Genomic DNA, 23,824 nt, shown 5'->3' with positions numbered 1-23,824 from the left:
GCCCGAGCGACCGATCACGGTTCAGCGCGTCACGCTTCGCGGGGAGATCGCTTTAAGATGAGCACATGCCCAGCGAGCAACCCGAGCAGTCCCCTCCCCTGCCCCGCGCCGAGCTCCGCGGGGCGAGCCGCGTCCTCGACGCGCTGGAGCGCGCCGGCAACAAGCTGCCTGATCCGGCGGTGCTCTTCGTCCTGCTGGCCGCCGTGGTCGTGGTCCTCTCCGCGGCGCTCGCGACGCTCCAGTTCAGCGAGATCGACCCGCGCACGAAGCAGCCGCTCGTGGTCCACAGCCAGCTCTCGGGCAAGGCCATCACCGAGTTCCTCTCGACCATGGTGCAGACGTTCACGGGCTTCCCGCCGCTCGGCGTTGTGCTCGTGGCCCTGCTCGGGGTCGGCATCGCCGAGCGCTCGGGGTTCATCAACGCCGGCCTGAAGAAGGTCCTCGCCGTCACGCCGAGGGTGCTGCTCACGCCGATGCTGATCCTCGTGGCCATCGCGAGCCACACCGCGGCGGACGCGGGGTACGTGCTCGTCATCCCGCTCGGCGGCGTCATCTTCCAGGCCGCCGGCCGGCACCCGCTCGCGGGCATCGCCGCGGCGTTCGCGGGCGTGTCGGGCGGCTTCAGCGCGAACTTCATCCCGTCGAGCCTCGACCCGCTGCTGCAGGGCCTCACGCAGGCCGGCGCGAGCATCCTCGACCCGAAGCGCACCGTGAACCCGCTCTGCAACTGGTTCTTCTGCAGCGCCTCCTGCCTCGTGATCGTCGCGGTCGGCTGGTACATCACCGACCGCGTGATCGAGCCGCGCGTCGCCCGGACGCCCGTGGACACCGCGCCCGAGGCGGAGCAGCGCATGACGGCGGCGCTCACGCCCCGCGAGGCGCGCGCGCTCTGGCTGGCCCTCGCGTCGATGGCGGCCGGGGTCGCGCTGCTGGTCGCGGCGAGCGCGCCCGCCTCGTCGCCGCTGCGCGCGCCGAGCGGGCAGCTCACGGTCAGCGGCGCGCCGCTCATGAGCGCGATCGTGCCGCTCATCTTCCTCTTCTTCCTCGTCCCGGGGCTCGTCTACGGCTATGCGGCCGGCGCGTTCACGAGCCACCGCGACGTCATCGACGGCATGAGCAAGACGATGAGCACGATGGCCTATTACCTGGTCATGGCCTTCTTCGCCGCGCAGTTCATCTACCTCTTCAACCGCTCGAACCTCGGCGCGCTCCTCGCGCTGAAGGGCGCCGCGGGGCTGCAGGCACTGGCGCTCCCGAGCGCGGTGACCATCGTGGGCGTGATCCTGCTCACGGCGCTCACCAACATCCTCATCGGATCCGCGTCGGCGAAATGGGCGCTGCTCGCCCCGATCCTCGTGCCGATGCTCATGTCGCTCGGCATCTCGCCGGAGCTCACGCAGGCGGCGTACCGGATCGGGGACTCGACGACGAACATCATCTCGCCGCTGATGGTGTATTTCCCGCTCGTCGTTGTCTTCTGCCAGAAGTACGTGAAGGGCACGGGGATCGGCACGCTGGTTGCGCTGATGGTCCCTTACTCGGTGAGCTTCCTCGTCGCCTGGACGCTGTTCCTGCTCGCGTACTGGCAGCTCGGGCTCCCGCTCGGGCTGGACGCGCCCTATGTCTACCCCTGATGAATCCGGCGCGTTGAAGCGGCGAGGGAGCGCCCTCACGGGCAACCGCCGCCCGGACAGGTGTTGCAGGTGACGGTGATGCCGCCCGAGGAATCGTCGACGCGGCACGCGGGACAGCCCGGGTCGGCACATTCGCAGGTGACAGGGCCAGCTCCGCAGGGATTGGCGATGCACGTCCCCAAGAAGGCGCCGCCCTGGATCACCGAGCAGATCTCGCCGGGCATGCACTCCTGGCTGCCGGTACAGGCAAACGCGGCGCAGGGTCGCGTCTCGAGCGTCCACCCCGATGCCAGGCAGGTCGCGACCGTACGCTGGCCATCTTCGCAATCGCCATAGAAACAGGAGGGGCCGTTTTGCTGCCGGCACTCCGCCTCGGGCGCCGGAATGGCCTCCGGGCAAAGCGCGGTCGGGGGCGGTCCGCCGGCCCCGCTGGTGGTCGCGCCGCCGGTCGTCGAGCCTCCGGTGGTCGCGCCGCCCGAGCCGCCGCTGCCATCCAAGCTGCCGCCGGATCCGGACGTCGCTCCGGCGCCCGCGCCTCCGCTGCCCCCCGATCCGCTTTCGGCGTTGGAGCTCTCTCCGCCACAGCCATAAAGCGCGGCGAGCACCAGCAAAAAACTACCACGAACGTGAATAAAGGCGGTTCCTGACATGGGCAGAGCGATTAACAAGCCGTGTACCAGGCGGCCAGTTGCACGGGAATCCGAGCAGCTCGTGGCGCTCCTCTGCCGGCCGACCCGATCCGGGCGCCAGAGGATGCCGACGTCGTGGCACACCCGTGCGCCGCTCGTGTGAGCGAGCGCCGCGTCCGCCGGCTCGTCCTGCGCACATGGTTTGATGGAACATCGCAGCAGGGTCGTTCGCCAGGCAGGCGCAGGCTGGCTGGCTGGCTGCACTCGCGCTCCTCGCCTGAACGCTGACGCATCCGTCCCGGCCGCCGATGTGGACACCCGTTCCTATAGAGTGTACACTCGTCCATATGTCGACCCCTCACGATCCCCGGTCCATGCGCGAGCGGATGCTCGCTGGCGACCTCTACATCGCCGACGATCCCGAGATCGCCGAGCAGAGCGCGGCTGCGCTCGATCTCATGGCGGCGTACAACGCGACGTCGGTACGGCAGCGCCCGCTGCGCCGCCGCTTGCTGGAGCAGCTGCTCGGCGCGATCGGCGAGGGCACCGAGATCCGCCCGCCGTTCTACGTGGACTACGGCTCGCGCATCACCTTCGGGGCGCGCTGCTTCGCGAACTTCGGGCTGGTCGCGCTCGACGTCGCGCCGATCACGATCGGCGACGACGTGCAGATGGGCCCGAACGTGCAGCTGCTGACGCCGACGCACCCGGTGGAGCCCGAGCCCCGGCGGCAGAAATGGGAGGCGGCGAAGCCCATCACGATCGGGAACAACGTGTGGATCGGCGGCGGCGCCATCGTGCTTCCGGGGGTGACGATCGGCGACAACACCGTGGTCGGCGCGGGCTCCGTCGTGACGCGCGACCTGCCGGCCAACGTGATCGCGGTCGGGAACCCCGCCCGCGTGATCCGCGCGCTCGACGTCGCGCACGCCGCGGGGGCCGCGCAGGCGCCGGGCGGGGCGCGAGGGTGACGGAGGCCCGATGAGCGCCGCCAGGGCGAGGCGCGCCGCCCCCGCGCGGCGGGCCCGCCGCCACGACCCAGGGCGCCGGGAGCGGCTCCTGGCGACCGCGCTCGACGTGATCGCCGAGCAGGGCGTCGCCGGCGCGTCCCACCGCTCGATCGCCCGGGCCGCCGACGTGCCGCTCGGCTCGACCACGTACCACTTCGCCTCGATCGACGAGCTGCTCGCCGCGGCGTTCACCCGGCACGCGGACGACATGGCCGCCCGCTTCGAGGAGCAGATGCGCGCCGCGTGCGACCGCGGGGCCGCGGTCGAGCTCCTCGTCGAGCACCTCACCACGGCCCTGCTCGGCTCGGAGCGCGACCTGGTGCTCAGCGTCGAGCTCTATGTCGCCGCCGCCCGGAGGCCCGCGCTGCGCGCCGTCACCCAGGCCTGGATGCTGCGGAGCCGGCGCGCGCTGGAGCTCCACTTCGACCCGGTGACCGCGCGGGAGCTCGACGCGCTGATCGAGGGCCTCGTGCTCCACAGCGCCCTGTCGACGGATCCCATGGCGCCCGAGCAGATCCGGCACGCCATCCGCCGCTTCACCCGCTGAGCTCCCGCAGGAGATTGCCCGTCAGGGGCGAGCGCTCGCTCGTCACTTCAGCACGACGCGGACGAGCGCGAACTCCGACCCGAACCAGCCGGTCGTCGGCCGCGAGTAGGTGATGTACTGCACCCGGCCGCCGTCCTCCTCGTACTCCGCGTGGTGAACCGGGTCGTACGGCGCGCGCTCCTCGGGGGCCGTATAGAGGGTGGCCTCGTCCGACCATGGGCCGGTGAGGTCCGGGGCGGTGCGCGCCACGATCCGGTGCTCGAACGGGGGCGAGTAGACCGCGAGCCACGCCCCGAGGTGCTCACAGTACGAGACGGACATGATGGGCGCGCCGTCGAACAGCTCCGCGGCATCCCCGGCGTCGTCGCTCCAGCCATCGCCGTCGAAGTAGCGGAAGGCGCCTCGATCGAGGGGCGTCTCGAGCGGCACGCGCGCGAGGCGGCACGGCTTGGACAGGCTGCCGTCGCACGCGAAGGTGTACAGGTCGTCGCCGTGGGCGACCAGCGCGGCACCCCAGCCGGGCTCGCCCTCCCCGAAGAGAAGGTCGGGGTGCTCCGCGCTCGCGTCCACGATCGGCCGCACCGGCGCCTCGTCGAGGCCCTCCCAGATCGCGAACGACTGGCCCACGCCGCGGAAGTTGAAGTCGCCCGGCTCCGCGTAGATGAGGCCATAGGGGATCAAGGCGCGGTCGCGCGCCGCATCGAACACCGGCGCCCCGGGCCACACCGCCCAGCGGGCGCCGCACGGCGCCTCGGCGCAGTCGTCGCCGGCGTGAGCGTCGTTGAACGCCTGCTCGTCCGCGGTGGGCGCGATGAAATACCCCGGCGCCCCCGCGCCGTCGGCCGGGGACGAGAAGCCACCGATGCCGTCGGACGCGTCGAGATCGTCCGAGATGTCGAACGAGTTATGGTGCCAGTTGGTCCCGGCCTCGTCAGCCTGCGTGAGGACGGTATCGCCGTAGACCCAGACCGACTTGCCCCACGCGACAGCGCTGTCTCCACCGTCGCGCCCTTCGATCCATGAGCTCTTCTCGATGACGCCGATCTCCTCGGCGGACTCGACGCCTGGACCCGGCTCCCCGCCACACGCCGCGACGACCAGGTGCGCGAGGACGATGGGGACAGAACGGGAGAGCGTGAGGGATCGGCGTGTGGAGCGCATCACGCCATCCTCCCACGACAGCGGGCGGCGCATCGAGCCGATCGACCCGCCTGGCGCTCCGCTCGACATCGTCCTCGACGACCGACTTCGTCCGCTTCGGCTCGCGTCGCTCGGCCGGCGACCGCTTCAGCTCCGGCTGGGATCGCGTTGCCTTCAGCGAGCCCACACGTGCTCGATGGGCAGCTCGACGACGAAGGTCGACCCCACGCCGAGCGCGCTCTCGACCCGGATCGAGCCGCCGTGAGCCTCGACGATCTGCCTGGCGATGAAGAGGCCGATGCCCACCCCGGCGTAGTCGCGCGACGAGACAGCGCGCTCGAACCGCTCGAAGATCCGCGCCGCGTTCTCTGGAGCGATGCCGATTCCATGATCGCGCACCGCGATCACGGCCGTGTCCCCACGCCGCTGTGCGCTGAGCTCGACGGGAGCGTTCGCGCCGTACTTCAGCGCGTTGGACACGAGGTTCGTCACCACCTGCTCGATCCGCAGCGCATCCCAGCGACCGAGGATCTCGCGCTCGACGCGCAGAGACAGCGAGCAGCCCGCCTGCGCCAGCACCCCCTGGAGGGGCTCGACGGCCTGACGCACCACCTCGACGAGATTGACCCCCTCGGGCTCGAGCTTGAGACGACCCGCCTTGATGCGCGACAGATCGAGCAGCTGCTCGACGAGCCGCGTCAGCCGCGCGACCTGCCGAAGGCTCCCCTCCACCGCCCGGACGGTGCGGTCGTGCCGGAGGGTCGCTGACTCGTCGCCTCCGAGCCTGCGCTCCAGCGCCTGCAGCGTGAGCTGGAGCGCGGCGATGGGCGTTCTGAGCTCGTGGGACGCGATGGAGAGGAACTCGTCTCTCTCCCGGACGGCAGCCTGCGCGGCCTCCTCACGGAGAGCGAGTCGGCCGCGATCTTCTACGGCCCTCCCCCGATCCCGGTCGATGCATTCCAGCGCGGCAGCGCTCTTCCAGATGTGGCGCACGATGAGGACGATGCAGCCGATGACGAGGAGCGACGACTCGAACGCCGAATCGTAGAGGCCGAGCTTCCGCCCCTCCACGATCACCCAGCCGAGGACGAATGGCGCGCCGAACGCGGCGAGAATCAGGCGGCGCGCCATCGCGCCGCCGGCCCCCGCGCTCGTCAACAGCTCGACGCCGCTCAGCTCGGGCCGCGCACACAGGACGCCGGCAGACAGCACCAGAAAGAGCAGCGCCGTATGCAACGCGACCTCGGTCGTCGCCCCGACGCCATAAAGGTACCCGACCCCGAGCACATATCCGAGCACCACCAGCTGCCCGAACAGCGCGATCAGCACGACGAGCGCCGAAAAAAGCCGGCGCACGCGCCGGGCCTTCGCGTCGAGGAGCCACAGCGCCGAGCCGACGAGGACAAAGCAGATGGCCGTCGTGATAGCCATCCTCCCGAGGTGAGGGGTGCCGACGGCGCCCGGCCCCTCCCGGAAGAGAATTTGATCGATATGGAGCGGCCGGTTCAGCGCGTATTCCAGGAACGTGAGCAACCCGACGACAGCGACCCCGCCGGCGCACGCCCGCGAAAGCCGGCGCGTCCACAGGCGCGATCCCGCGCGGCAGTGGAGCCACAGCGACGCGGCGGCGGCAAGGAACGCCAGCGCCGTGTTCGCCTTCATGGTCACGAAGGTCGGATGAACACTCTTGAGAGTCTGAACATCGAGCCACCAGCCCACCAGGACGGCAGCAGCGGTCACGACGGTGATGGCGCACGCGGCTCGTGGGACGATCCCAATCCAGCCGATCAGAGCTGAAGCAGGGCCTTCGCGCGGGCAGCCAGGCCCAGCCAGTCCGGGGCTTCGCCCGCCCGCTTTCGACATCATTGATCAGGTAGATTGTCTTCGAACACCGCGATGCGCAACGTGCGCTAGAAGGCACACGCTGCTTTCTCGTCACGCCTCCCAGCACCGCGCTCCACGAGTCTTTTTGGCATCTTCGGGTCTGCGATACGTACAGGGGCAGCCCAGGCAAAACGGCGGGGGCCGTCCGGCCGCGCATGGGACGGCAGAGGTCGCGATCTGCTGTGGCGCGCCGAGCACGCAGAGGGCCGTCGCCATCCTCGGCCGAACTTCTACTCTATCCCCAGCACCCGCCGGTTCAGGCCATCCGCCGGACCATCCTCGTGTGCGGGATCCCCGCCTCGTCGAAGATCGGCCCCTCCTCGACGAAGCCGAGCTTGCGGTAGAACGCCGCTGCAGCGACCTGGGCGTTCAGGACCAGCGCGCGCGCGCCCTCGGCCCCGGCGACGCGGATCGCCTCCTCCATCAGCCGCCGCCCGAGGCCCGCGCCGCGAAGGTCTCTCCTGACGGCGACGCGGCCGACCTTGAGCGCGCCCTCGTACGGCACGATCCGCATCGTCGCGACGACCTCGCCGCCGTCGAGGACGACGAAGTGCCGCGCGACGGGGTCGAGCTCGTCCATCTCGATGTCCTCGGGCACGGACTGCTCGACGATGAAGACCTCGCGCCGGAGGCGGAGCGCGCCGGCGTAGAGCGGCGAGTCGCTGCGGATCCGGAGGACGTCGCCGGCCATGCCCGCTTCGTGCGCCGTCTCGGGCGCTGCGTCCACCCGATTCAGCGCGCGCTCTGGCGTCACCGCGCTGCTCCGCGCAGACGCCCCGGCCTCGGAGGAGCTAGCCTGATCGGACCGTGAAGATCATGACCTTCAACATCCTCTTCGGCGGCGAGGATCGGTTCGAGGCGATCCTCGCGATCGTCGCCGCCGCGCGCCCCGATCTGCTCGTCCTCCAGGAGTGCGTGGGCTGGGAGGACGGCGCCCGGCTCCGGGCCGTCGCCGAGGCGATCGGCGCGCCCGCCGGCGAGCGGCACGCCGTCCTGGGCAACGCCAACCCGCGCCCGAACGGGAGGCGCAACCACGTCGCCGTCGTCAGCCGGGCGCCGCTCGCCGGCGCGCGCGTGCACGCGCCCGAGGCGCTGGCGCACTGCCTCGTCGAGGTCGAGCTCTCGCTGGGCGGCGAGCCGCTCGTGGTGCTCGGCACCCACCTCAACGCCGGAAGCGAGGATCGCCGGCTCACCGAGGCCCACTGGCTGCTCTCTCTCGTGCCGCCCGCCCGGTTCGCCTCGGGCCTCTGGGCGCTCGCCGGCGACCTCAACGCGCTGTCGCGCCGCGACCCCTACCCCGCGGACCTCGGCGCGCGCCTCGCGGCGGCCGGCATCGAGAAGTACGGCAGCCCGCCGCGGTTCGACACGATGGATGCGATCGAGGCGTTCGGCTGGGCCGACGCCCTGCTCCTGAGGCCGCGCTCCTCGCGCTGGTTCACCGCGCTGCGCGGGCGCAACGGCGCGCAGGTGGAGACGCGGACCGACTACGTGCTGCTGTCGCCGCGGCTCGCCGGCCGGCTCGCGCTGGCCGACGTCATCGACGTCGGCGCCGCGTCCGACCACCACGCGGTCGTCGCCGAGCTCTCCTGACACCGCGCGCCGCGTGGACGATCCGTCCACGCCTCTGCAACTGCAACAGCGAGGCACCGTTCGCTCAGCAATCCTCACGGCGAGCGCGGTGGCGGCAGCGCGCGAGCCATGGACGGAGCGCCGGTGTGACCGGGTCGGACCGGGACGACGCCACTGGAACAGCACACGATGCGATGTCTTCGGCTCGCCATCGGCCGACAACATGATTGAATCGGCGGTATCGCGCGCGACCCGCGCGGGGCGCTCCGTTACGCATCCGTTACGCAAACGCTTCGGTCCGCGCCATGGATTCACCCTACGGCCTGCAAGCTGGCAGCATCATCGGCGGCGACTTCGAGGTCGTGCGCACGCTCGGCTCGGGCGGCACGGGCAGCGTCTATCTCTGCCGCCAGCACAGCACCGCGCGCCAGCGCGCCGTGAAGGTCATGCACCCGGTGCGCGCCGTCGACCCCGAGGAGCGCCGCCGCTTCGAGCGAGAGGCGCGAGCTCCTGGGCTCATCGGGTCGCCGCACATCGTCGAGGTGCTGATCGCCGGCGTCGACGGCGTGACGGGCCTGCCTTACCTCGCGATGGAGCTCCTCCAGGGCGAGACCCTCTCGGCCTGCGTCGAGCGGGCAGGCCCGCTCCCGATCGCGGAGGCGCGCCGCGTCCTCGGGCAGCTGGGACGCGCGCTCGAGGACGCGCACGGCGCGGGCATCGTTCACCGCGATCTCAAGCCCGAGAACGTCTTTCTGGAGGAAGCCGGCGACGGCGCCGCGCCGCGGGTCAAGCTCCTCGATTTCGGCATCGCCAAGATCATCGCCGACGCGCGCGCCTCGCTGACGGCCGCCGTCGGCACGCCCCTCTGGATGGCCCCCGAGCAAGCGCGCGAGAGCCAGGGGGCGCTCCCCCAGAGCGACGTCTGGGCCTATGGGCTCGTCGCGTTCTTCGCCCTCACGGGCAAGCCCTTCTGGCAGGGCCGAGACCTCCCGGCGCTGCTCCGGGAAATCCTGTTCGCGCCCATCCCCACCGCGAGCCGGCGCGCGGGAGAGCTCGGACTGCCGCCCTTCTTCGCCGGATTCGACGCCTGGTTCTCTCGCTGTGTCGAGCGCGACCCCCTCGCCCGCTTCACCAGCGCGTCCGCGATGTGCCCTGTCCTCGATCGCCTCCTCGACGGCGCCGCGCGCGTGGCGCCGACCGCGCCGGCGTCGACCGCGCCGGCGTCGCGCCGCCGCATTTCGCTCCCGCCGCCGGAGGCGTCGTCCGGCGCCGCGGCGGCGCGTCGCCGCAGCTCGCTCCCTCCGCCCGAGGCCTCCCCGGCCGGCATGGTCACGGCGAGGCCGCCCGCCCCCGTCGCCGCCTGCTTCAACAGCCCGCTCGCGGCCCCGCCGCTCCGGGATCACGACGATCCCGCGCCGCCTGCGAGCTCGCCGCCGCGAAGCGAGGGGGGAAGCAGGGCGACGAGGCCTTTCCTCCACGCGCTGGACGAAGATCACTGCGTCGCCACCTGGAAGGGCCTCCTCTTCCAGATCTGGCGCCGGCACACCACGGCGGCCGCGGTGAGCGAGGTCCGGAGCATCCTGCGCGAGCGCGGCAGCGAGCTGCAGGCGACGCTGGTCATCCTCGAGGAGAACACCGTCCCGGCGGGGCGGGAGGTCCGGAGCTCGCTCGCGGAGCTCTCCAGGGAGCTCGCGGCCCACGGGATGTGCGCCGCGCTCGTGTTCGAGGGCCACGGCTTCAAGGCGTCGCTCGTGCGCAACGTGGCCATCGAGTTCATCCTGCTGAGCCGCTCGCGGCTGCGTTACGAGGTGTTCAGCACCATGGACGACGCCGTCGCCTGGCTGATGCGCAACCGCCCGACGCGGGACTGGCACAGGGAGCTGCCGGGGGTCACGGAGGCCCTCCGCCGCGAGGTGGCGGCGCACGCGGCGCGGGCGTCGCACATGCCCTAGCGAGGAGGCCGGGCGCGAAGGCCCGGGACGAGCGCGGCAGCTCGCCGGGCGCGCTCCGCCGTGCTGCGCGCGCCGCCTTTCGGCTACGCTCGCCGCGCGACCTCCCGCGGGAGGGGGAAGCAGGAGGAGGAGCGAGCGTGGTGGATCTGCCGATCATGGACCGTGCGCCCGGGGACGACGCGGCGGCGCGACGCGACCGCCTGCTCGCCGCGCTGCTCCGCGGGCCGGACGCCCTCGTGCTGCTCCGCTGCGACCCGGTCCTGGCGTTCCTCGCGGGCAGGTCGGCGCCCCTCCAGATCGCGCTCGTCACGGCGCCGGGGGACCCCTCGGCCGACGAGCTCCACGCCCTGCTCGAGCCGCTCGTGAAGGCGGTGAAGCCCGGCGGGCCGCCGACGCACGTCGTGCTGGTGGGCGGCGGCGCTGCCCCGGGCCAGGCCGCGCTCGCCAAGGTCGCGCCGTTCGTGCAGCCCGTGCCGATGGGCTTCCACCACCTCGACGCGGCGGGCGGGCTCGCGCGCGTGAAGGGGCAGGCCCTGCCGGCCCTCGAGCGGGCCCACGAGCGCCTCGCCGAGGCGGGCCCGCTCGATCCTGACGCGCTCGCCGAGGCGCTCGCCGAGGGGCAGGCGCTGGCGCAGCAGGAGCGCGCGATCGTCGACAGGCTGAGGGGCAGCCGCCGCGTCACGGCGACGCTCATGATCGCGTGCGCCGTGCTGCTCGCCGTGAGCTACGCCTTCGGCTCGGGCACCCACGAGGCGGCGCTGTGGCGCATGGGCGCCAACAGCGGCGAGGCGGTGCGTCAAGGGCACCTCTACCGGCTCCTCGCGTCGGCGTTCCTGCACGCCGACCCGATGCACCTCTTCGTCAACATGCTGGCGCTGTGGTCCTTCGGCCCGATGCTCGAGGCGCTCTTCGGCCCGCGGCGCTTCCTCCTGCTCTACGGGGCCTCGGCGCTCGGCGGGTCGCTCGCGAGCGCGATGCTGGAGGAGCGGTGGAGCGTCGGCGCGTCGGGCGCGATCTGGGGCCTCATGACGGCCGGCATCGGCGTCGCGCTCCGGCCGCACGGGCTCCTGCCCCCCGCGATGATCGCGCAGATGCGCAGCCGCGCGTGGCTGCCGCTCGGGCTCAACCTCGTCTACAGCTTTCAGCCCGGCGTCGACCTGCTCGCGCACCTGGGCGGCGGCGTCGTCGGCTTCGCGCTCGTCGTCACCGTCCTCCCCCGGGGCCTCACGCCCGTGGACCGGCGCGAGCGCGCGGCGGACGCCGAGCCGAGGCCGCGCCCCCTCCTCACGGCGGCGGCCGCCCTGACGGCCGCTGCGATGGCGCTGTCCGTGGCGACGGCGTTCACCGCCGGCCGCCCGTGGGAGCTCCGCGCGCCGCCGGCGCTGGCGCGCACCGCGGTCGCGGACACGGGCGTCGCCCTGGACCTGCCGGAGGCGCTCGCGAGCGCCGCGTCGGTCGAGGAGCTGTCCGGCGTCCGCTTCCACACGTACGGGCAGCTGCCCCGGACGCCCGTCGTGTTCCAGGTCGCGGTCTTCCCGCTCGAGGGCGCGGTGCCGCCCGATCAGCTGGACGCCCTCCTCGAGCAGGAGCGCAAGGTGCTCGACGAGCAACGGCCGGCGAACACCGTCACGAAGGGCCCGGCGGCGCGCATCATGCTGGGCGGGCGGCCGGCGGTGAGGGTCAAGAACGGGCTCAAGAACGGCGTGCAGATGGTGAGCTACGTCGTGGTGCTCGGGGACCGCGAGGTGATGCTCCAGGCCTACTCGACGGCGGATCGGCCGGCGACGTGGGAAGGGATCGAGGACAAGGTGGCGGCGACGATCGTGGCGCAGTAACACCCGGCGGGCGGCGCCCGCGGCCGGCGCCGTGAGCAAACCACCTTGCGGAGAGAGCGATCCCGTGGAGCACATGAATTCTCTGATGCAGCCGATCGGCCACCCCCTCCCCGGCTGGACGCCGCGGCCGCTGCCGCCGCGCGAGATCCTGCTCGGGCGCACGTGCCGACTCGAGCCGATCGACCCCGAGAGGCACGCGGCGGACCTCCATGCGGCCAACCTCGCGGACGCGGAGGGGCGGGGCTGGACCTACCTGCCCTATGGGCCCTTCGCGACCCTCTCGGACTACCGCGCCTGGATGGATGCCACGTGCCTGGGCGACGATCCGCTGTTCCATGCGATCATCGACGCGGCGACCGGACGGGCGGTCGGCGTCGCGGCGTACCTGCGGATCGACCCCCAGAGCGGCGTCATCGAGGTCGGACACCTCAGGTATTCACCGCTCCTTCAGAGGACGCCTGCGGCGACGGAGGCGATGTACCTGATGATGCGACGGGCGTTCGACGAGCTCGGCTACCGGCGCTACGAGTGGAAGTGCGACGCGCTCAACGCGCCCTCGCGGGCGGCGGCGGCGAGGCTCGGGTTCCGGTTCGAAGGCGTGTTCCGGCAAGCCATGGTGATCAAGGGGCGCAACCGCGACACCGCGTGGCACGCGATCATCGACAAGGAATGGCCGGCGGCGAAGGCGGCGTTCGAGCGCTGGCTCGATCCATCGAACTTCGACGGCGCGGGCCGCCAGCGGCAGAGCCTCTCCGCGCTGATGGGCGCGGGGGAGCGGCGGTAAGCGGGGGTGACCGGGCGACGGCGAGGCGGCGCCGCGTCGCCCGGTGGTGGGGTACCGAAGGTGGAGTCTTTTGAACCGCGAGGACGCCACAAGACGCCATGAGGCGCCATAAGACGCCAAGATTATTATTTTTCTTGGCGTCTTGTGGCGTCTTGGCGGCTCCATCATTCCGGCTGGATGGGGGAATTCCCCATCACCTGCATTTCATCCCCACACCACGCGGTCGAAGTCCGGATCGATCCCTGGTCGGATCGCGTCGGCCCAGGCGCGACGTTCGTCGATCTCGTACTCGAGCGACTCATCGGCGAAGGCCTCCTGGATCTCCTCCCATCCATGACCCGGGCCCTCCGTCGTCCGCAGAACGTGGGTCTGCGTCCAGTACCTCACCGCCGCGCGCGCCTCGCCCGACCCGATCCACGAGAGCGCGGCCCGCACGGAGGCCGATTCCTCGAACGTGGCCGCGTCGTCCAGCGCGAGCAGGAGCTCTCGAAGGCACCACGCCTGACCGAGCGCCGCGAGCGCCGCGGCGACGTCCGTCCGGACCGCGGGCGTGCTCGATCGCAGCCCCCGGCGGAGCGCGGCGAGCGCGTGCGGAGGTGCGTGCTCGAGGAGCAGCAGGGCAAGCTCGCCGAGGAACGGGTTGCCCAGGTAGCCGGCGACGACCTCGACGCGCGCGAACGCCAGCACCACCTCGACCGCGCGCTCGCGCTCGATCCCGCGGCGCAGCAGGTACCGGGCCGCGGCGTGCACGGCGTAGGGGTGATGCAGCGCCGGATCCGCGCGGGTGAGCAGCCTGGCTACCGCCGGGCAAACGGGGTAGTCCGGGTGTACGTCGAGCCGCTCGATCGCGCGCCCAGAGGTCGTGTTCACCGACGCGTCGATAAGCCCCGAGCACACATCGACGAACTCCGCCGGATCGAGCGCTGCCTCGAGGGGCTCGATGAACGCGCGCGCCGTCGCCTCGCTCGCGATCCCCGCGAGCAAGTACCGCTTGTAGGCGTCGCGCTGCGCGGCGGCTCGCGCCTGGGTGGCCGCCGAGGGCCGCTCGACGGCGAGCATCTCGTGATCGCCGAGGTGCTCCGCCCAGCGAGCGCGGAGGGACGCGTCGGAGAAGTCTATCGCGGCGAACGCCCCGGCGTTCTCCTCGATCTCAGGGACGACGCGGAAGACGTGCCGATGCTCGTTGCGGACGAGCAGACCCTCCCGGGTGAGCTCGCCGATCGCGGCGGCCATGGCGTCAGCGGTCGGAAGGAATGCGAGCAGGCGCCGCTCGGGGAGCGCGGGGTCAGGGAGGCTCAGCATGCGCTGCGTGAAGAACCAAGGATCGATCGTGAGGCCGTCATCGCCGTGATCGTCGACGTCGATCGTCTCGCCGTCGGGTGCGGTCAAGCAGAGGCCGATGCCGTGAAAGTAGAACTTCCAGCCCGGCATGCCCGGTACGTCGCCACGGCGGGAGGCATGAGAGAGGCGCTCACGCTGGACACGTACCAGCCAGCGCTGCCGATCGACCTGCCGCGCGAGCGCCACGAGGAGCCACGCGTGCCACGGGTCAGGAGGCGGAGCCGCGGTGACCGGGCCCGCGCCCAGGGCGGCGCGAGCTGCGACGAGGACGGGATGCACAGGCGTCGTCGTGACGCGGCTGGGCTTGCGCGGCAAGGCTCATTCAGCGGGCGACACATCACCTCCTTTCAACGCTCGCGCGCATCGCTCAGCCAAAGCATGGTTTTCTTGAGCCGCTTGACGCACCTCGACACTGTCCAACCCCGGCTCGATCAGCTGGTTGATCCGCCTGACGATTTCGAGGTTCCCGGCTGAAAAATCGGCCGTTCCGACGCCGAGTTTTCCCGCCGCGTGAAGCTCGACGAGCTGCTCGTATGCGCCCTCGAACGAAGCGAGATCATCAAGAATCTTCTGTCGATTCCCGACCGCATGAGCCCACGCGGCGACGACATCGAGCACGTGGGCACCGTTGTAGAAATCGACCAAGAGCCTCTCAATGTCCATCACGCCTCTCCTCATCCAATTTCCCACTCCCCCCTTACGCCGGACCTCAGATGCCACCGCGGAGGTATCCGCCTCGCACTGGCGAGCAACCACGGGAGGGCTCGGCGCTCCACTCGGCTCTCCCCGGCGAGCTCGGCCCCTCCCCGACCGCCGCGCCGGCGCCCCTCCCGCCCGCGACGCACGCCGCCTGGCCGGAGGCGCCGCGCGGCCCTACCTTGACCGCCATGAAGAAGCTCCGTGTCGATGTCTGGTCCGACATCGCGTGCCCGTGGTGCTACGTCGGCAAGCGCCGGCTCGAGGCCGCGCTCGCCAGGTTCCCTCACCGGGATGCCGTCGAGGTCGTCTGGCGCGCGTTCGAGCTCGACCCCTCGGCGAAGCGCGTGCAGGGCACCGAGGTCTCCTACGCCGGGCGCCTCGCGAAGAAGTACGGCGTGCCCGTCGCCAAGGCCGAGGCGATGATCCGCCAGATGACCGAGGTGGGCGCGGCGGACGGCCTCGATCTCCGCTTCGACAAGGTCCGGCCCGGCAACACCTTCGACGCGCACCGCGTGCTCCACCTCGCGGCCGAGCGCGGCGTGCAGGACGCGGTGAAGGAGCGGCTGCTCCGCGGCTACATGACCGAGGGCGAGGCCATCGGCGAGCCGGAGGTGCTCGCGCGCCTCGCCGGCGAGGCGGGGCTCGACCCGGAGGAGGCCCGCGCGTCGCTCGCGAGCGACGCCCATGCGCGCGAGGTGCGGGCCGACGAGGACGAGGCGCGCGCGATCGGCATCACGGGCGTCCCCTTCTTCGCGTTCGGCGGGCGGTACGGCGTCTCCGGCGCGCAGCCGGCCGAGGCCCTCCTCGGCGTGCTCCAGAAGGCGTGGGACGAGGCGGCCGGCGCGCCCGAGCAGGCGCTCGCCGAGGGGGCGGCCTGCGGCCCGGACGGGTGCGCGTGACCCGCCGGGCGTGATAGAGCTCCGCGGCGGATGTCGATCCAATGGTATCCAGGCCACATGACCAAGGCTCGGCGCTCGATCGCCGAGTCGATGCCGTCGCAGGACGTCGTCATCGAGGTGCTCGACGCCCGGATGCCGCTGGCCAGCGAGAACCCCGTCCTGGCCGAGCTGCGCGGCCAGAAGCCGTGCATCAAGGTCCTGAACAAGAGCGATCTGGCGGACCCGGCCGTCACCACGGCGTGGCTCCGCTACTTCGAGGCGGAGAACGCCGCGCCGCCTGACGAGGCCGAGCGCGGCGCCTCGCCGGGGGGCCAGGTGCTCGCGATCGCGATCTCCGCGAGCCAGTCGTCCGAGGCGCGGCGCCGGATCCCGGAGCTCTGCAAGCGCCTCGCGCCCCCCAAGAACGGCCCCGGCAAGGTGGTGCGGGCCATGATCGTGGGGATCCCCAACGTCGGCAAATCGACGCTCATCAACGCGCTCATGGAGCGCAAGGTGGCCAAGGTCGGCGACGAGCCCGCGGTCACGAAGAGCCAGCAGCTCGTCACCTTGAAGACCGGCATGGCCATCTCCGACAACCCGGGGATCCTCTGGCCCAAGATCGACGACGAGGCGGCCTCGTTCCGCCTGGCCGTGGGCGGGGCGATCCCCGACACGGCCATCGATTACCAGAGCGTCGCCCTGTTCGCGGCGGGGTACTTCCTGCGGCGCTACCCCGAGCTCCTCGCCGCCCGCTACAAGCTGAAGGAGCTGCCGGAGACGGCCGCCGCGCTGATCGAGGAGATCGGCCGCCGCCGCGGCTGCCTGCGCAGCGGCGGCTCGGTGGACCTGCACAAGGCGTCGGACATCCTGGTCCACGACTTCCGCGCCGGCCGGCTCGGGCGCATCAGCCTGGAAGAGCCGCCGGGGCTGGAGTCGCCGTCGGGGATCGAAGAGAGCGCGTGAGCCGAAGCACGGCGCCGGCGGCCAGACCGGCCGATCGACGCGGGCGCCCAGGATCTTCGACCCGAAGGCCGCCGACGCCCGCTACCATGCCCACCGCGACGGCTGCGGTGCGGCGCCGCCCGTGACGTTCGCCACGCTCCCCACGCTCCACCCCCATTCACCCGACGAGGACCTCACTCCATGGCCGGAAGCAGCCTGCTCGCCCTGATCGACGACATCGCCACCGTGCTGGACGACGTTGCCGTGCTGACGAAGGTGGCCGCCAAGAAGACCGCCGGCGTGCTGGGCGACGATCTGGCGCTGAACGCGCAGCAGGTGACGGGCGTCAACGCCGACCGCGAGCTGCCTGTCGTGCTGGCCGTGGCGAAGGGCTCGATGCTCAACAAGGCCATCCTGGTGCCGGCGGCGCTGGCGATCAGCGCCTTCGCGCCCTGGGCCGTCACGCCCCTGCTGATGGTCGGCGGCGCCTTCCTCTGTTACGAGGGCTTCGAGAAGGTCGCCCACAAGGTGCTGCACAGCAAGCACGAGGACGAGGCCCACCACGCCGAGCTCGTGCAGGCGCTCTCCGATCCGAAGATCGACCTCGTCGAGTTCGAGAGGGACAAGATCAAGGGCGCGGTGCGCACCGACTTCATCCTGTCGGCCGAGATCATCGCGATCACGCTGGGCACCGTGGCGGCGTCGCCGTTCGGCACGCAGGTCGCCGTGCTGACCGGCATCGCCCTGCTCATGACCGTGGGCGTCTACGGCCTGGTCGCCGGCATCGTGAAGCTCGACGACGCCGGCCTCTACCTGAGCCGCCAGAGCGGCGGTCTCCAGCAGTCGCTCGGCAGCGGCATCCTGAAGGCGGCGCCGTGGCTGATGAAGGGCCTGTCGGTCGCCGGCACGGCGGCGATGTTCCTCGTCGGCGGCGGCATCCTGACGCACGGCGTGCCGTGGCTGCACCACCACATCGAGGACATGACCCAGGGCGCCGGCGCCGTGCTCGGCGCCGTGGTGCCGTCGCTCGCCAACATGATCGTCGGCGTCGCGGCCGGCGCGGTCGTGCTGGGCGTCGTGACCGCGGTGAAGCAGGCGATGAACCGCGAGAAGGACGGCCACTGACCTGGAGCGCGGGCTCGCGCCGCCTGGAGCGCGGGCTCGCGCCGCGCCGATCAGCCCTGTCCGGAGCGCGCTGGCCTCACCAGCGTCGCGACCAGCCGGTCGAGCGCCGCGGCCGGGTCGGCGCCGAGGCCGGCGTGGACACGCGAGGGCTGGACGACGGTGCTCGCCGGGGACACCACCCAGCCGAAGCGCTCGGCCTGGGGGAGCTCGGCGACGTACCCGCACGCCCGATCGGCGGCGCAGACGCGGCGGATGAAGTCGAGGTGACCGCGGACCGCCTCCAGGTCGAGGTCGGGCCAGAGGGCGAGCAGGCGCCGCTCGTCGGGCTCGAAGCGCGCCTCGAGGAACCCCCGGGCGCGGCAGAAGAGGACCACCCCGACGTTGACGCGCTCGCCGCGCTCCACGCGCGGGACCACGCGCAGCACGGCGTAATCGAACGGGTCGGCGGCGTCGACGTCGCGCGCGCCCGGAGGGCTACCGGCGGGCACGGGCTGCATCGAGCGCCTCCTCGACGAAGCCCCGCGGCGACGCGAGGCGGTGGGTCAGGTAGGCGGCGTACGCCGCGCGCCGCGCCGCGACCGGCGCGGCGTCGGGCTGCGGGGCATCGACCGCGTCGGGCGAGAACGCGGACCACCGCTCGCCCGAGGACCGGGCGCGGGGGTCCTGGTCGGCCAGCCACGCGTCCGGGATCGCGGCGACGATCCCCGCGATGCGCTCGGGCGTGAGCCGGGCGCTCAGCGCGGCGTCGGCCGCGGCGAGATCGCCCGCGAACGGGAGCAGGACATGGCTCTTGACGAGCGGGAAGCGGTCGTCCGCGTCGGCGCGCGGGTCGGTCGCGTCGGTCCAGGCGTGGTGGACATAGAGCGCCGCGCCGTGGTCGATCAGCCAGAGGCGGCGGTGCCAGAGGAGCAGGTTGGGGTTCTTGGGCGTCCGGTCCACGTTGCTCATGAAGGCGTCGAACCAGACGACGGAGGCCGCAAGCCCCGGGTCGATCGCCGGGCCGGCGAGCGGCTGGAAGGCGAGCGATCCGGGCAGGTAGTCGAGGGCGAGGTTCAGGCCGGCGCTCGCCGAGAGCAGGTCCGACAGCTCCGGATCCGGCTCGGCGCGCCCGAAGGCGGGGTCGAGCTCCATGAAGACGATCTCCGGCACCGGGAGCCCGAGCGCGCGCCCGATCTCCCCGGCGACGAGCTCCGCGATGAGCGCCTTCGGCCCCTGGCCGGCGCCGCGGAGCTTCAGGACATAGAGCCCGTCGTCATCGGCCTCGACGAGGGCCGGCAGCGACCCGCCCTCGCGGAGCGGGGTGACGTAGCGGGTCGTGTGGACAGTTCGGAGCATGCTTCAGCAGCGTGGCGGGTGGCGGGGGAATTCCCCGTCCCGCCGGAAGGATGGGGCCGCAAAGACGCCATGATTTTTATGTTTTTCTCGGCGTCTTTGGCGTGATTGGCGATTCAAAAGCGCCACCTTCGGCCAAAGTACGCCGGCGCGCCGCGGTTACGTGAGACGGGGAAGCTGGGTCGGGCTGGAGCGCGCAGGGGAGCGCGCCCTCGATGGTCGATGAGGCGGCCCGGGCGCTCGCTCCACGCAGCAGCGCGAGAGCGAACGCCGCAGGCGCTCGTGGATCACTCGCCGAGGGGACCGAGGTGATCCAGCCTCGAGCCTTGCACGGGCAGGTAATCGCCGAGCAGGAAGTTCTGCAGCCCGTCCGTGAACTCGAACGGACCGACCACATGAATCACCTCGCCGCTCGCGCCGCCGGCGCCGCCCTCGCCGCTCGTGCCGCCGGCGCCGCCCTCACCGGTGGCGCCCGCCGAGCCGCCCTCGCCGCTCGTGCCGCCAGCGCCGCCCGAGCCGGTGGCGCCCGCCGAGCCGCCCTCGCCGCTCGTGCCGCCAGCGCCGCCCGAGCCGCCCTCGCCGCTCGTGCCACCAGCACCGCCGGCGCCACCCGCGCCGCCGGCACCGCCCGCGCCGCCGGCACCGCCCGCGCCGCCCGAACCGCTCGAGCTGGCAGACCTCGTGACGGTGATGGAGTCGACATAGACGATGGTCGGGTTGGCCCAGGGCCCCTCGGCACCTGCGTCGACCTTGATGCCGATGCGCTTTACCGCGGTACTCGCGAATTTCCCGCCAGCAGCGGCATTGGCCGCATCAGCGGCATCGACGTCGATGGTGAGGTCGGTCCACTCTTTCAGGTCGCCGAGGCTCGTCCACGCCCAGGGGACGCCCGCCCAGCTCTCTTCATCTTCGTTGTTCCGTGCAGGTCCGTTCTGTACGTACGTCTGCACGCCACCGCCGGTGGCGGCATGAGCCTTCACACGGAACGTGACGGTAGCGCCGGTCAGGTCGACCAGCTGAGCGAAGTCGAACTGGAACAGCGTCCCCGTGGAAGCCGTGGTGAGCGGCACAGCCAGCCGGGCGCAACCGGAGCAGCTCTCCTCCGGACCGGGACCGATGTAGGGGGCGCTGCCGCCTTCGCCGCCTTCGCCGCCTTCGCCGCCCGCGCCACCGTCGCTGCCGCCCGCGCCGCCTTCGCCGCCTTCGCCGCCCGCGCCACCGTCGCTGCCGCCCGCGCCGCCTTCGCCGCCGCCCGAGCTGGTCGAGCTGCTGCTGGAGCTCGACGTCGTGCTGGAGCTGGCCCCACCGCCCGCGCCGCCCGCACCGCCGCTGCCGGTGGTGTCGTCATCACCGCAACCCGTCATGGCGAATGCGCCGACCAGCATCCCGCACATTGCCAAAGAAAGAACTGATCTCATCCTGACCCTCTCCTGATGTGCACCACGAGGCCACGCAGCCCGGGCCGCCGTTCGCCATGGCGGTTGCCACCGCCCGCTGGCTCCTCCGAGCCAGCCGCGTGGCGCAAGCTACCCTGGGCAGAAATTTTTCTCAACAGGCCGAACGTGTGAGCCTGGCAACCAGATGAGCCCCGTCGAGGCGCTGCGCTCAGCGCCCGCCCGACAAAAGCGCCGCGGCGGGCTCAACGACGGCGTCGCGACGGAATCGTGCGGCACACTCTCGCCGGGGCGGCCCCTCAGGCCGCGCCCCCGCGCTTCACGTCGTACCGGAGGAGCGAGACGCCGTTCGTGTACGACGTCGCGCCGAGCAGCGCCAGCTCGACCTTCCTGGAGCTGCCGCCGAAGAGCCGGACCCCGTGCCCGAAGACGATGGGATTCACCTTGAGGACGAGCTGATCGATGAGGTCGTGATCGAGGAGGAAGCCGGCGAAGGCGCCCCCCCGCAAAGATAGATGCCTCAGAAAAATTGGCGGCGTTGTTCAGCTGCCGCACGCGGGATCTTGGCTGGTTTGCGGAAGCGGACGGCAGGCGGCGCGGCCGGCGCGCGCTGCTAGCGCCTGCGCCGCGCCGGCCGCGTCGTCGGCGGACGGGCTTGCCCGTGGACGGGGCGCCCCAACGACGTCAGGGGGTGTAGATCTCGGCGGTCGGCAGGGGGGAGCCGTCACTGCCGCCTACGATCAGCACCTTTCCGTTCCCGAGCCGGACCGCTGCATGAGCGTACCGCACATCGTTCATCTGCCCGGTCAGGTCCATGTCACCGGTCGCGGGATCGTAGATGTAGACGTTCCGGGTCACGTTCCCTGCGCTGTCGATGCCCCCGGCGAGCAGCACCTTGCCGTTGTTGAGCAGCGTCGCGGTATGCGAGCGATAGGAGAACTGCTCAGTACCGGAGGACCAGAGATCGGACGTCGGGTTATAAACCTCGACGGTCGGAGTCAAGTTCGTGGCGCATCCTCCCACCGCCAGCACCTCGCCGGTGTTCAGCAACGTCAACGTATGATAGGCGCGGCTCTTCACCATGTGATCCACGGCCGTCCATAGATCGGGCTCGTAGAGCGCGGCAACGGCGTGCTGCGCTGCGTACTCGCTCTTACCTCCCGAGAAGAGCACCTTGCCGTTCGAAAGCAGCGTCGCGGCATGATAGGCATGGGCAATCGGCATGTCGTCGGCGGGCGACCAGGCATTGTTCGCCGGATTGAACAGCGCCGAGGAGTACATGTAATCGTCGGGGGTGGCGGAGGGATTGACCCCTCCGTATACCAACACCTTGCCGTTCGGGAGCAGCGTCGCGGTGTGCCCCATGCGGTTGAGGTCTGGGCTTGTCGACGAGCCTACGGACGACCATGTGTTGGTCGCGGGATCGAACAGCTGGGCGTTCGCGGGGGACGAGACGCTCCGAATGCCCACGACCAGCACCTTGCCGTTGCCGAGCAGCGTCGCCGTATGATACTGACGTCCCACACCCATCAATGGCCCCGCCGCCCAGGTGTCGGTCGACGGATTGTACAGCTCGGTCCTCGTTCCCAACGAGTCACCGCCCGTCACGAGCACCCTGCCATCGTTGAGCAGCGTCGCGGTCGGCGCCATGCGGGCGTGAGACATCGACGTGACCGCCCCCCACGTCGTGGCCGCCGGATCGTACAGTTCGGCGCTCGAGTGGTACGTGCTGGATGGAATGCCATAGTTGAACCCGCCCGCGAGAAGCACCTTGCCGTTGCCCAGCAGCGTCGCGGTATGAGCGATGCGGACGGCGCTCATCGACCCGACCGCTGCCCAGAAGTTGGTTCCCGGATCGTAGACCTCGGCGCTCGCACTGCCGACCATGGGGGCGCTCCACCCGCCCGTCAGGAGCACCTTGCCGTTCGGGAGCAGCGTCGCGGTATGTTTGGAGCGCTTGCTGCTCATCGGCGTCGCCGTCGTCCAGACGGGTGGCGACGAGGACGGGTCGTAGATCTCGACGCTCTGCAGCTCGCCGGAATTGTCGTAGCCACCCGCGACGAGCACCTTGCCGCTCACGAGCCGCGTCGCGGTGGCGAAGTAGCGGGGCCCGGTCATCGAGGCCGTCGGCGACCAGAAGCCGGTCGACGGATCGTACAGTTCGGCGGTCGCCAACGCCACACCGGGGCCGTACCCCCCGGCGACCAGCACCTTGCCGTTCCCGAGCAGCGTCGCGGTGTGCCCGGTGCGGCTCCCCCCCATCGTTGAAGCGGGCGACCAGACGCCGGTCGACGGATCGTACAGCTCGGCGGTCGCCAACTTCACACCGGAGCCGTTATCCCCCCCGGCGACCAGCACCTTGCCATTGCCGAGCAGCGTCGCGGTGTGGCCGCCACGGCCCGCGGCCAGCGCGCCGGTCGCCGTCCAGGTGCTGGATGCCGGATTGTACAGCTCGGCGCTCGTATGGGCCACCGAGCCGTTGGCGTACCCGCCCACGACCAGCACCTTGCCGTTGCCGAGCAGCGTCGCCGTATGACCGTAGCGGGCCGTGGCCAACGTTCCGGCCGACCACCAGGTATTGGATACCGTATCGTACAGCTCGGCGCTCCCTAGAAAAGACGCATTGCGCCCGCCCACGACGAGCACTTGGCCATTCCCGAGCGGCGTCGCCGTGTAGTTGGAGCGCGCTGTGCTCATGGATCCTGTCGGCGCCCATATCGGGTCGACCAGCACCTCCTCGCCGCCCGCGTCGACCCAGAGCGCGATCCTCGCGCCGCGCACCTCGAGCCGCGCCTCGACCGGCCGACCGCCGCTCGCATACGCCGCCGGCGCCGTCACCCGCAGCCGCGGCGCGCCCGCGTCGTCGACGACCTCGACCGCGTCGCCCTGCTGTCGCAGCGTCGCGCCGTCGACCTCCCACGCCGCCACCGGCGCGCCGCCGTTCGCCACGCCGGCATCGAGGAGCAGCCACTCCTCGTAACCAGCGTCGACCGCAGACCAGAACGACGTCCCGCCCTGGCGCCGATACGCCACGGCGCGCTCGACGACAGCGCCCTTGCCCTCGGCGCCGATCTCGCGCACGCCGATCTCGAAGCCGCCGGGCAGATGGAAGCGGACCTTCCCCTCTCC

Annotated in this window: 21 protein-coding genes; 10 read left to right on the top strand and 11 right to left on the bottom strand. The window is 71.6% G+C overall.

The window, feature by feature from the left end:
- Positions 1-65 precede the first annotated feature (65 nt).
- Positions 66-1,634, top strand: a complete 1,569-nt coding sequence (locus tag WME95_RS07950; protein ID WP_437907810.1) for an AbgT family transporter — start codon at positions 66-68, stop codon at positions 1,632-1,634.
- 35 nt (positions 1,635-1,669) lie between these two features.
- Here the strand turns inward: WME95_RS07950 and WME95_RS07945 are convergent, their stop codons facing one another.
- Positions 1,670-2,284, bottom strand: a complete 615-nt coding sequence (locus WME95_RS07945; protein ID WP_437907809.1) for a hypothetical protein — start codon at positions 2,282-2,284, stop codon at positions 1,670-1,672.
- A gap of 326 nt (positions 2,285-2,610) precedes the next feature.
- Between WME95_RS07945 and WME95_RS07940 the strand changes: the two genes are divergently transcribed.
- Entirely contained in the window at positions 2,611-3,234 is a 624-nt protein-coding gene (locus tag WME95_RS07940) for a sugar O-acetyltransferase (protein WP_437907808.1), read from the top strand.
- A gap of 10 nt (positions 3,235-3,244) precedes the next feature.
- On the top strand, positions 3,245-3,820 hold the full coding sequence (locus WME95_RS07935; protein ID WP_437550599.1) for a TetR/AcrR family transcriptional regulator: 576 nt from the start codon (positions 3,245-3,247) through the stop codon (positions 3,818-3,820).
- Positions 3,821-3,862: 42 nt separating this feature from the next.
- Here the strand turns inward: WME95_RS07935 and WME95_RS07930 are convergent, their stop codons facing one another.
- The 3 genes from WME95_RS07930 to WME95_RS07920 all read right to left on the bottom strand — a co-directional run bounded on the left by WME95_RS07930 (position 3,863) and on the right by WME95_RS07920 (position 7,598).
- Positions 3,863-4,981 (bottom strand): DUF4185 domain-containing protein, encoded by a 1,119-nt coding sequence (locus WME95_RS07930; RefSeq protein ID WP_437907807.1) that lies wholly within the window; start codon positions 4,979-4,981, stop codon positions 3,863-3,865.
- Positions 4,982-5,134: 153 nt separating this feature from the next.
- Entirely contained in the window at positions 5,135-6,622 is a 1,488-nt protein-coding gene (locus WME95_RS07925) for an ATP-binding protein (protein ID WP_437907806.1), read from the bottom strand.
- Between the two features lie 478 nt (positions 6,623-7,100).
- Positions 7,101-7,598 (bottom strand): GNAT family N-acetyltransferase, encoded by a 498-nt coding sequence (locus WME95_RS07920; protein ID WP_437907805.1) that lies wholly within the window; start codon positions 7,596-7,598, stop codon positions 7,101-7,103.
- A 62-nt stretch (positions 7,599-7,660) separates the two neighbouring features.
- Between WME95_RS07920 and WME95_RS07915 the strand changes: the two genes are divergently transcribed.
- From WME95_RS07915 to WME95_RS07900, 4 genes are all read left to right on the top strand, one after another.
- Positions 7,661-8,434: an endonuclease/exonuclease/phosphatase family protein gene (locus WME95_RS07915; RefSeq protein WP_437910964.1), complete on the top strand. Its 774-nt coding sequence runs from the start codon at positions 7,661-7,663 to the stop codon at positions 8,432-8,434.
- Positions 8,435-8,718: 284 nt separating this feature from the next.
- Entirely contained in the window at positions 8,719-10,365 is a 1,647-nt protein-coding gene (locus tag WME95_RS07910) for a serine/threonine-protein kinase (protein WP_437907804.1), read from the top strand.
- Positions 10,366-10,505: 140 nt separating this feature from the next.
- Positions 10,506-12,200, top strand: coding sequence for a rhomboid family intramembrane serine protease (locus WME95_RS07905; protein ID WP_437907803.1), 1,695 nt, complete (start codon positions 10,506-10,508; stop codon positions 12,198-12,200).
- Between the two features lie 73 nt (positions 12,201-12,273).
- Positions 12,274-12,984, top strand: a complete 711-nt coding sequence (locus WME95_RS07900) for a GNAT family N-acetyltransferase (RefSeq protein ID WP_437907802.1) — start codon at positions 12,274-12,276, stop codon at positions 12,982-12,984.
- Between the two features lie 204 nt (positions 12,985-13,188).
- On the opposite strand, the gene WME95_RS07895 is transcribed toward WME95_RS07900, so the two are convergent.
- Positions 13,189-14,511: a DUF6896 domain-containing protein gene (locus WME95_RS07895; protein WP_437910963.1), complete on the bottom strand. Its 1,323-nt coding sequence runs from the start codon at positions 14,509-14,511 to the stop codon at positions 13,189-13,191.
- A 132-nt stretch (positions 14,512-14,643) separates the two neighbouring features.
- Complete coding sequence (locus WME95_RS07890; RefSeq protein WP_437907801.1) at positions 14,644-14,988, bottom strand: hypothetical protein; 345 nt, start codon at positions 14,986-14,988, stop codon at positions 14,644-14,646.
- A gap of 224 nt (positions 14,989-15,212) precedes the next feature.
- Here WME95_RS07890 and WME95_RS07885 point away from each other — a divergent pair, with 224 nt between their 5' ends.
- From WME95_RS07885 to WME95_RS07875, 3 genes are all read left to right on the top strand, one after another.
- Entirely contained in the window at positions 15,213-15,923 is a 711-nt protein-coding gene (locus tag WME95_RS07885; protein WP_437907799.1) for a DsbA family oxidoreductase, read from the top strand.
- 30 nt (positions 15,924-15,953) lie between these two features.
- Positions 15,954-16,865 carry a ribosome biogenesis GTPase YlqF gene (ylqF, locus tag WME95_RS07880; protein ID WP_437907798.1) on the top strand — a complete coding sequence of 304 codons (912 nt, stop codon included), beginning with the start codon at positions 15,954-15,956 and terminating at the stop codon, positions 16,863-16,865.
- Positions 16,866-17,045: 180 nt separating this feature from the next.
- Positions 17,046-17,969: a DUF808 domain-containing protein gene (locus tag WME95_RS07875; protein ID WP_437907797.1), complete on the top strand. Its 924-nt coding sequence runs from the start codon at positions 17,046-17,048 to the stop codon at positions 17,967-17,969.
- A gap of 50 nt (positions 17,970-18,019) precedes the next feature.
- On the opposite strand, the gene WME95_RS07870 is transcribed toward WME95_RS07875, so the two are convergent.
- From WME95_RS07870 to WME95_RS07850, 5 genes are all read right to left on the bottom strand, one after another.
- Entirely contained in the window at positions 18,020-18,466 is a 447-nt protein-coding gene (locus WME95_RS07870) for a DUF3037 domain-containing protein (protein ID WP_437907796.1), read from the bottom strand.
- On the bottom strand, positions 18,444-19,304 hold the full coding sequence (locus WME95_RS07865; protein ID WP_437907795.1) for a HipA family kinase: 861 nt from the start codon (positions 19,302-19,304) through the stop codon (positions 18,444-18,446). The genes WME95_RS07870 and WME95_RS07865 overlap by 23 nt, the downstream gene beginning before the upstream one ends.
- Positions 19,305-19,588: 284 nt before the next feature.
- Positions 19,589-20,686: a hypothetical protein gene (locus WME95_RS07860; RefSeq protein ID WP_437907794.1), complete on the bottom strand. Its 1,098-nt coding sequence runs from the start codon at positions 20,684-20,686 to the stop codon at positions 19,589-19,591.
- Positions 20,687-20,994: 308 nt separating this feature from the next.
- Positions 20,995-21,204: a dihydrofolate reductase family protein gene (locus WME95_RS07855; RefSeq protein WP_437907793.1), complete on the bottom strand. Its 210-nt coding sequence runs from the start codon at positions 21,202-21,204 to the stop codon at positions 20,995-20,997.
- Between the two features lie 175 nt (positions 21,205-21,379).
- The gene (locus tag WME95_RS07850) at positions 21,380-23,776 is read right to left on the bottom strand and encodes a kelch repeat-containing protein (RefSeq protein WP_437907792.1); all 2,397 of its coding nucleotides are present in this window, start codon (positions 23,774-23,776) and stop codon (positions 21,380-21,382) included.
- Between the last annotated feature and the right edge of the window lie 48 nt (positions 23,777-23,824).

It is taken from the genome of Sorangium sp. So ce327 (assembly GCF_051530205.1).
Classification (GTDB): Bacteria; Myxococcota_A; Polyangia; order Polyangiales; family Polyangiaceae; genus Sorangium; species Sorangium cellulosum_B.
Note: the sequence above shows the minus strand (reverse complement) of the source record. Positions and strands in the feature narration are given on the sequence as shown.

What these genes read in the sequence shown, in the direction of transcription:
- WME95_RS07950 (WP_437907810.1), top strand. Translation starts at nt 66, where the DNA reads ATGCCCAGCGAGCAACCCGAGCAGTCCCCTCCCCTGCCCCGCGCCGAG.
- WME95_RS07945 (WP_437907809.1), bottom strand. Translation starts at nt 2,284, where the DNA reads ATGTCAGGAACCGCCTTTATTCACGTTCGTGGTAGTTTTTTGCTGGTG.
- WME95_RS07940 (WP_437907808.1), top strand. Translation starts at nt 2,611, where the DNA reads ATGTCGACCCCTCACGATCCCCGGTCCATGCGCGAGCGGATGCTCGCT.
- WME95_RS07935 (WP_437550599.1), top strand. Translation starts at nt 3,245, where the DNA reads ATGAGCGCCGCCAGGGCGAGGCGCGCCGCCCCCGCGCGGCGGGCCCGC.
- WME95_RS07930 (WP_437907807.1), bottom strand. Translation starts at nt 4,981, where the DNA reads ATGCGCTCCACACGCCGATCCCTCACGCTCTCCCGTTCTGTCCCCATC.
- WME95_RS07925 (WP_437907806.1), bottom strand. Translation starts at nt 6,622, where the DNA reads ATGAAGGCGAACACGGCGCTGGCGTTCCTTGCCGCCGCCGCGTCGCTG.
- WME95_RS07915 (WP_437910964.1), top strand. Translation starts at nt 7,661, where the DNA reads ATGACCTTCAACATCCTCTTCGGCGGCGAGGATCGGTTCGAGGCGATC.
- WME95_RS07910 (WP_437907804.1), top strand. Translation starts at nt 8,719, where the DNA reads ATGGATTCACCCTACGGCCTGCAAGCTGGCAGCATCATCGGCGGCGAC.
- WME95_RS07900 (WP_437907802.1), top strand. Translation starts at nt 12,274, where the DNA reads ATGAATTCTCTGATGCAGCCGATCGGCCACCCCCTCCCCGGCTGGACG.
- WME95_RS07890 (WP_437907801.1), bottom strand. Translation starts at nt 14,988, where the DNA reads ATGGACATTGAGAGGCTCTTGGTCGATTTCTACAACGGTGCCCACGTG.
- WME95_RS07885 (WP_437907799.1), top strand. Translation starts at nt 15,213, where the DNA reads ATGAAGAAGCTCCGTGTCGATGTCTGGTCCGACATCGCGTGCCCGTGG.
- ylqF (WP_437907798.1), top strand. Translation starts at nt 15,954, where the DNA reads ATGTCGATCCAATGGTATCCAGGCCACATGACCAAGGCTCGGCGCTCG.
- WME95_RS07875 (WP_437907797.1), top strand. Translation starts at nt 17,046, where the DNA reads ATGGCCGGAAGCAGCCTGCTCGCCCTGATCGACGACATCGCCACCGTG.
- WME95_RS07870 (WP_437907796.1), bottom strand. Translation starts at nt 18,466, where the DNA reads ATGCAGCCCGTGCCCGCCGGTAGCCCTCCGGGCGCGCGCGACGTCGAC.
- WME95_RS07865 (WP_437907795.1), bottom strand. Translation starts at nt 19,304, where the DNA reads ATGCTCCGAACTGTCCACACGACCCGCTACGTCACCCCGCTCCGCGAG.
- WME95_RS07860 (WP_437907794.1), bottom strand. Translation starts at nt 20,686, where the DNA reads ATGCTGGTCGGCGCATTCGCCATGACGGGTTGCGGTGATGACGACACC.